Genomic DNA, 7,514 nt, shown 5'->3' on the forward strand with positions numbered 1-7,514 from the left:
CGGCGGAGACCACCACGGTGTGGGACACCCCGGGGGTGTTGTCCACGAAATTGGTGATCAGCCAGTTCAGGTTCTGTGCGGCCTGGCTCATCTGATTCAACTCAACGCTCCTGGTGATCTGCGCCGTTGCCGTCGGTCCGGCCACCGAAACTATCGAATCCGGGCTGCTGGGCACCATGCTGGGAGCCCGGCTGGTTGGCCTGTTCGGCTCCGGCCCGGCGGCCCTGCTGGATGCCGCGGCGCAGGTTGGTCAGCCGGCCGCGGACCTCTTCGGGGGCCCGGGAGACCTGCGGACCGGTCAGCGGCGAGGCCTCGGCGGTGCCGGAGACCAGGTTGGCCTGCGGGGTCCGCCGGGGGAGACCGGACATCGTGACGCCGCTGGTCGAGGGCTCGCGGACCTGCTCGGCGCGGCGCCAGCGCTCGTCGTTCGCGGACGGGCGCCACGGGGCGTCCCCGGGGCCGGGCTGCGGCTGCTGGCCCTGCCGCGGCTGCTGCTGACCCTGCTGCGGGGCCTGGGGCTGCGGGGCCTGGGGGGCCTGAGCCTGCGCGGCCTGCTGCGGAGCCTGGGGCTGCGGGGCCTGGGCCGGCCGGCCCTGTCGGCCCTGCGGGTCGGACGGCTGGAACTCCGGCGCCGAGGTGCCGGGCCGGCGCGGCTGGTACGTCCGCGGCCGCGCCTCCTGCCCGCCCTCCTGCGGGTACCACGGCTGCTCGGCCGCACCCCCGGACGGGCCGGTCGGCAGCGCCATCGGCTCCGGCCGGGCCTGCTCCTGGCGCACCGGCTCGGGCCGGGCCTGCTCCTGACGGACCGGCTCCGGACGCGCCGGGTTGGGCACGCTCGGCAGCACCGGCTCCACCAGACCGAGACCCAGCGGGTCACGCGGGTCGATCTGACTGGCCTCGAAGCGCGGCCGGGCGAACTGCTGGGTGCTCTCCACCGGTGCCGGCTCGGCCGACGGCAGCGGCTGGGCCTGCTGCTGCGGCGGCAGTTGCGGCTGGCGGTCGCGCTGCGGCGCGTCCGGGCCGGGGCGCTGCGGACGGCGCTGGCCCTGCGGACCGGGCTGGCCCTGCGGGCCGGGCTGGCCCTGCGGGCCGCCCTGACCGGGGCCGCCCTGGCCCTGCGGGGCCGGCCGGCGCTGCGGCAGGCCCTCCTGCGGGCGGTTGCCCGGGCGGGCGCCGCCCTGCTGCTGCGGAGCGCCGCCCGGCCGGCCCGGCCGACCGTGCTGCGGCTGCTCGCCGGTCCGGGGGCCCGGACCGCCGTCGAACTCGCCACCCGGGCGCGGCCGTTCCTGGCCGGGGCGGCCCTGAGCGGGCTGCTGCTGACCGGGGCGGCCCTGGGCGGGCTGCTGCTGGCCGCGGCGGGGCAGGCCGCCGAGGCCGCCCTGCGCCGGGCCCGGCCGGTTCGGGCCGCGCTGCGGCAGGCCGCCCTGCGGGGACTGCTGGGGCTGCGGGGACTGCGGGGCCTGCTGGGCCTGCTGGGACTGCGGGGCCTGCTGGGCCGGCTTCTGGCCCTGGGGCTGCGGGGCTTGCCGGCCCGGTCCCTGGGGTCCCTGGGGCTGCTGGCCCGGGCCTGGCTGGCCCGGCTGGCCGGGGTTCTCGCGCAGCGACTGGCCGACCTGGCGGGTCGGCAGGCCTCCGGCCCGGCCGCCGGACGCGGCAGGTGCACCCGGTCCGGTCGGAGCACCCGGAGCACCCGGAGCACCCGGAGCGTTCGGTCCGGTCGGAGCACCGGGGCCGCCCTGGCCGAGCTGCGGTCGGCCGCCCTGCGGGGCACCGCCGGCCGGGCCCTGGCCGAGCGCGGCCGGGCCGCCCTGGCCGGGCGGCACCTGGCGCTGCTGGCGCGGCGTCGGGGCGACTCCGCGCTGCTGCTTGGCCTGGGCCGGGCCGGGCCGGCCGGCGCCGCGGCGGTCGGCGGAGTTGGTGACGTCCACCGGGAGCATGACCAGCGCGGTGGTGCCGCCGGAGTCGCTGGGGCGCAGCTGGATGCGGATGCCGTGTCGCAGGGACAGGCGGCCGACCACGAAGAGGCCCATGCGGCGGGAGACCGAGACGTCCACCGTCGGCGGGTTGGCGAGGCGCTCGTTGATGTCGGCGAGGTCGTCGGGGCTCAGGCCGATGCCGGTGTCGTGGATCTCGACCAGGACGCGGCCGTCGGGCAGCGCGTGGCCGGTGACCCGGACGCGGGTCTGCGGGCTGGAGAACGAGGTGGCGTTCTCCAGCAGCTCGGCGAGCAGGTGGACGAGGTCGTTGACGACGCGGCCGGCGACCTCGGCCGACGGCACGGCGGCGAGTTCGATGCGCTCGTACTGCTCCACCTCGGAGGCGGCGGCGCGGAGCACGTCGACCAGCGGGACGGGCCTGGTCCAGCGGCGGCCCGGGTCCTCACCGGCGAGGACGAGGAGGTTCTCGCCGTTGCGGCGCATGCGGGTCGCGAGGTGGTCCAGCTTGAAGAGGTTGGCCAGCTGGTCCGGGTCGGCCTCGCGGCTCTCCAGTTCGGAGATGAGCGACAGCTGGCGCTGGATGAGGCCCTGGCTGCGGCGCGAGAGGTTGGTGAACATCGCGTTGATGTTGCCGCGCAGGAGGGCCTGCTCGGCGGCGAGGCGGACGGCCTCGCTGTGCACCATGTCGAAGGCGTGCGCCACGTGGCCGATCTCGTCGGTGGAGTCGACGGCCACCGGTTCGACCGTCGTGTCGACGTCGTGCGGGTCGCTCTCGGAGAGGGTCTTGACCAGCTCGGGCAGGCGGCGCTCGGCGACGTCCTCGGCCGCGGCCTGCAGACGGGTCAGCGAGCGCACCATCGAGCGGGCGATCAGACCGGCGCCACCGAGGGCGACGAGCAGCACCAGGGCGATGGCGGCACCGATGATGATGGCCTCGGTGTCGGCCTGGGACTGGAGGTCCTGGGCCTTGCCGTCGAGGTCCTCGATGAGCTTGGACTCGATCCGGCGCTCGGCGGTGATCTTGGCGCTGGCCTTCTCGTACCAGTCCTTGTAGGTCACCGGGTCGGTCTGGTGGATGCCGCTCGGCTGGAGGATCGAGCGCGCGTACCGGTCGGCGTCGGCGATCACCGAGTTGTAGCTGAGCTGGCCGCGCAGGTTGTCCAGGTCGTGCGCGGTGTAGATGTTGTTGAAGCTGGTGAGCGAGTTGTCGTACGAGGTGCGCAGGCGGATGCCGAAGGACTCGTCGCTGGGGCTGAGGTCGGGGCCCTTGGGGTTGGCGAGTGCGGCGCCGATCAGGGCGCGCTGCTGCGAGGTGGCGTTCTTGGCCAGCGAGAACTGCTGCAGCGAGCGGGTCGCGACGAGCAGGTCCTTGTTGTTCGACGCGAGCGCGATGTCCTGGGTGATGGCCAGCAGGTCGCGGATGATCACGTCGTAGGCGGTGATCGTCGACTGGATGTTCTGGTTGTTCTGGTACGGCGTGTTGCGCGCGTCCGAGATCGAGTTCAGGTCCCTGCGGATCTGGAACAGCAGCGCCTTCCCGCCCGAGAGCTCGAGGTTCTCGAACTTGTCCGAGGACGCGGTGAAGGTGCGGCTCAGGTCGTCGGTGGCCCTGCGGGCGGTGGCGATGTCGTCGTCGAGCGGGTCGTTGGGGCGCGCGGTGATGTAGCCGGCGCTGATGTCGCGCTCGGTCTGCAGGGCGTCCGCGAGGTTGGTCGCCTTCTTGGCCAGGTCGGACAGGTTGGCCATCTGGGAGAGCTGCTGCGAGTTCTGCATCGAGGCCTGGATCCGCAGGCCACCGAGGACCAGGGAGACCAGGACGGGCAGGGCGAGCAGGGCGATCAGTCGGGTCCGGATGCGCCAGTTGCGCATCGCGAGCCGGCTCAGACCGGTGGCCCGCCGCCTGGTCAGGGTGGTCCGGAGCTTGTCCCGGGCGGACTTCCGTTCCTGGCCGTCGTCCTCCGGGTGGCCGGGGGCCTCGGGGATCACCGGCTCGGGCGGGCCGCCGGGGGCCGCCGCCTGCTGGGGGGCTGCCACGGGCTCGTGCGACTCCGGGTTACCCGCGCCGCCGCTACCCCTTTTGAAACGTCCCTGCACTGGCGTCGCAACCTCTGGACCGGGCGTCCCGCCGCGTCGCCGCGGACCGGACGGTGTCGAGTTTCCTTCCGCTCCCCGGCTGGTCCGGGTGAGCGCGTCGCCGGGGTGGACTTCTCCCTACCCACGGTCCGTGGCATTCCAGCACAGCCGGGGAATCCCAACAAGGGCCGCCAGGACACGCCGCGCGGCGCTACCGAACGCGTGCGTGACTTCACTGACTGTGCCGTAACAGGACCGGAATACCGCATTTTTCGGACACTCGCCGGATACATGCCAACCCGGCCCGAGATCGAAAAGAGTCGCGGACCTTCCGGAATGACCGTTATCGGAGATATGCCGGAAAATCCCGTTGCGGCGATATGTCGGATATCTGCAATTCGCTCATGAATTTGTGAGCAAAATCACAGTCTAATGTGTAGCTTTGGTCACGGCCCCTGTGGAATGAGATCTCGTAACCTGGCTGTCTCCGGAGCACGGCCCCGATCAGCCTGCCCAGAACCCCTCCGAATCATTCGGAATCACTCAGGCCGGTGACGATCCGCCGCGATCCGCCCGGCCGCGACCACGAGGTGCTCTCGATGTCCCAGGCGAAGAAGGCCACCAAGTCCACGCTGCCCTGCCGCTCCACGGCGAACCCGCGCCGGACGACGCTGGCCTCGGTCGCGGACTTCAGCACGATCCCGGGTGCCCGCAAGCCCGAGGACGCCGTCACCTACGGCACCGAGCTGCCGGCCAGCACCGCCAACCCGCGCCGCACCCAGCTGATGGTCGCCCCGGCGCCCGTCGTCGTGCAGGACTGACCCGACCCCCGCTCCGACCGGGCGTCGCGGCCGTGCCACCGAGGGCGGTCGCGGCGCCCTGCGGCGTTCCCGGGCGGTTGCCGGGGCTCGCGGCCCAACCGCGCTGAACAGGGGCAAAGCGGTCAGCCGGGGCCCCACGCGATAGCCTGGACGACGATTGACGGGGCCGCGCCCACCGTGGGCGAGGCGCCCACCAGCGCCCGGGCGCGCCCCGGGCGGTCGACGAAGCGAGGGGTATCCCAGCCGTGCGCATTGCCAGGTTTTCCGTCCGGGAGGGGAGCCCTGCCGCCGGCAGCGTCTCCTTCGGCGTGGTGGAGGGCGACCCTTCCCAGCCCGACTCGCTGGTCGTCCACGCGCTGGCCGGCCACCCGTTCGGCCAGCCCCAGCCGACCGGCGAGAGTTACCGCTTCCAGGACGTCCGGCTGCTCAGCCCGATGCTCCCCAACAAGATCGTGGCGGTCGGCCGCAACTTCGCGGCGCACGCCGCCGAGCTGGGCAACGACGTCCCGGACGTGCCGCTCACCTTCTTCAAGCCGTCCACCTCGGTGATCGGCCCGACCGAGAACATCGCCTACCCGCCGTTCTCCTCGGACGTCCAGCACGAGGCCGAACTCGCCGTGGTGATCGGCCGGATGTGCCGCGAGGTGCCGCTGGACCGGGTGCCCGAGGTGATCCTCGGCTACACCTGCGCCAACGACGTCACCGCCCGGGACGTGCAGAAGCGCGAGGGCCAGTGGGCCCGGGCCAAGGGCTTCGACACCTCCTGCCCGCTGGGCCCGTGGATCGAGACCGATCTGGACCCGGCCGACCTCGCCGTCACCTGCACGGTCAACGGCGAGCTCCGGCAGGCCGGCCGCACCTCCCAGATGGTCCGCTCGGTCGCCGAGCTGATCGTCCACATCTCCGAGGCCATGACGCTGCTGCCCGGCGACGTCATCCTCACCGGCACGCCCGCAGGGGTGGGCCCGCTCAACGTCGGCGACGAGGTCGCCGTCTCCATCGAAGGCATCGGCACTCTCACCAACAAGGTGATCAAGCGTGGCTAGTGAAAAGCTCAGCGGCTCCGCCGCGGGCAACCCGGCCGTCCGGGTTCGTTTCTGTCCGTCCCCGACCGGGAACCCGCACGTGGGCCTGGTCCGCACGGCCCTCTTCAACTGGGCCTACGCCCGCCACAACGGCGGCACGCTGGTCTTCCGGATCGAGGACACCGACTCGGCCCGCGACTCCGAGGAGTCGTACGACCAGCTGCTCGACGCGATGCGCTGGCTCGGCTTCGACTGGGACGAGGGCCCGGAGGTCGGCGGCCCGCACGAGCCGTACCGCCAGTCCCAGCGGATGGACATCTACGCCGACGTCGCCCGCCGCCTGCACGAGGCCGGCCACGCCTACCACTGCTACTGCAGCACCGAGGAGCTGGACGCCCGCCGCGAGGCCGCCCGCGCCGCCGGCAAGCCCTCCGGCTACGACGGCCACTGCCGCGAGCTGACGGACGAGCAGGTCGCCGTCTACAAGCTGGAGAAGCGCGAGCCGATCCTGCGTTTCCGGATGCCCGACCGCACCCTCAGCTTCGACGACCTGGTGCGCGGCACGCTCACCTTCGAGCCGGAGAACGTGCCGGACTACGGCATCGTCCGGGCCAACGGCGCCCCGCTGTACACCTTGGTCAACCCGGTGGACGACGCCCTGATGGGCATCACCCACGTGCTGCGCGGCGAGGACCTGCTCTCCTCCACCCCGCGGCAGATCGCGCTGTACGCCGCGCTCGCCGAGATCGGCGTCGGCGACGGCACCACCCCGCGCTTCGGCCACCTGCCGTACGTGATGGGCGAGGGCAACAAGAAGCTCTCCAAGCGCGACCCGCAGGCCTCGCTCAACCTGTACCGCGAGCGCGGCTTCATCCCCGAGGGCCTGCTCAACTACCTCTCCCTGCTGGGCTGGTCGCTGGCCGACGACCGCGACCTGTTCGGCATCGACGAGATGGTCGCCGCCTTCGACATCGCCAAGGTGAACGCCAACCCGGCCCGCTTCGACCTGAAGAAGTGCGAGGCGATCAACGCCGAGCACGTCCGCAAGCTGGCCCCGGAGGACTTCGTCCGCCGCCTGGTGCCGTACCTCCAGGCACCCGGGCTGCTGCCGGCCGAGCCGACCGCCGAGCAGCTGGACCTGCTCGCCAGGATCGCGCCGCTCACCCAGGAGCGGATGGTCGTGCTGAGCGAGATCGTGAACATGGCCGGCTTCCTGTTCGTCGACCCGGCCGACTTCGCCGTCGACCCGGACGACGCCGCCAAGGCGCTGACCGCCGACGCCCGCCCGGTGCTGGAGGCCAGCGTCAAGGCGCTGGAGGCGCTCGCGGACTTCAGCCCGGAGCCGATCCAGGCCGCGCTGCGCGAGGCGCTGGTGGACGGGCTGGGCATCAAGCCCAAGTTCGCGTTCACGCCGCTGCGGGTCGCCGTCACCGGCCGCCGGGTCTCGCCGCCGCTGTTCGAGTCGATGGAGCTGCTCGGTCGCCCCGAGACGCTGCGCCGGCTGAGCTCCGCCCTGGAGGCCCTGCCGGCCGCCTGAGCGGGCCGCTGAGCAGGCCGCGGGCCCGGCCTCCGCGCGGGCCGGCGGCGCCGCCCCGGCGCCACCGCCCCCCTCAGAGACGACCACAAAGGAGGCTAAAAAAGCAAAAAAATATATATGG

Annotated in this window: 4 protein-coding genes and 1 pseudogene; 3 read left to right on the plus strand and 2 right to left on the minus strand. The window is 72.9% G+C overall.

Annotated elements, in window-relative coordinates; translation table 11 throughout:
• Together AB0P03_RS40400 and AB0P03_RS40405 are read right to left on the minus strand one after the other, a co-directional pair.
• Positions 1–91, minus strand: a pseudogene (locus tag AB0P03_RS40400) (roadblock/LC7 domain-containing protein); the annotation flags it as partial.
• A gap of 10 nt (positions 92–101) precedes the next feature.
• Positions 102–3,971, minus strand: coding sequence for a nitrate- and nitrite sensing domain-containing protein (locus AB0P03_RS40405; protein WP_363633725.1), 3,870 nt, complete (start codon positions 3,969–3,971; stop codon positions 102–104).
• A gap of 590 nt (positions 3,972–4,561) precedes the next feature.
• On the opposite strand from AB0P03_RS40405, the gene AB0P03_RS40410 reads away from it, so the two are divergent.
• The 3 genes from AB0P03_RS40410 to gltX all read left to right on the plus strand — a co-directional run bounded on the left by AB0P03_RS40410 (position 4,562) and on the right by gltX (position 7,393).
• Entirely contained in the window at positions 4,562–4,831 is a 270-nt protein-coding gene (locus AB0P03_RS40410) for a hypothetical protein (protein ID WP_363585713.1), read from the plus strand.
• A 245-nt stretch (positions 4,832–5,076) separates the two neighbouring features.
• Positions 5,077–5,877 carry a fumarylacetoacetate hydrolase family protein gene (locus AB0P03_RS40415; protein WP_063347716.1) on the plus strand — a complete coding sequence of 267 codons (801 nt, stop codon included), beginning with the start codon at positions 5,077–5,079 and terminating at the stop codon, positions 5,875–5,877.
• Complete coding sequence (gene gltX / locus AB0P03_RS40420) at positions 5,870–7,393, plus strand: glutamate--tRNA ligase (RefSeq protein ID WP_363633727.1); 1,524 nt, start codon at positions 5,870–5,872, stop codon at positions 7,391–7,393. The genes AB0P03_RS40415 and gltX overlap by 8 nt, the downstream gene beginning before the upstream one ends.
• Positions 7,394–7,514: the final 121 nt, after the last annotated feature.

The organism is Kitasatospora sp. NPDC088779 (genome assembly GCF_040685395.1).
Classification (GTDB): domain Bacteria; phylum Actinomycetota; class Actinomycetes; order Streptomycetales; family Streptomycetaceae; genus Kitasatospora.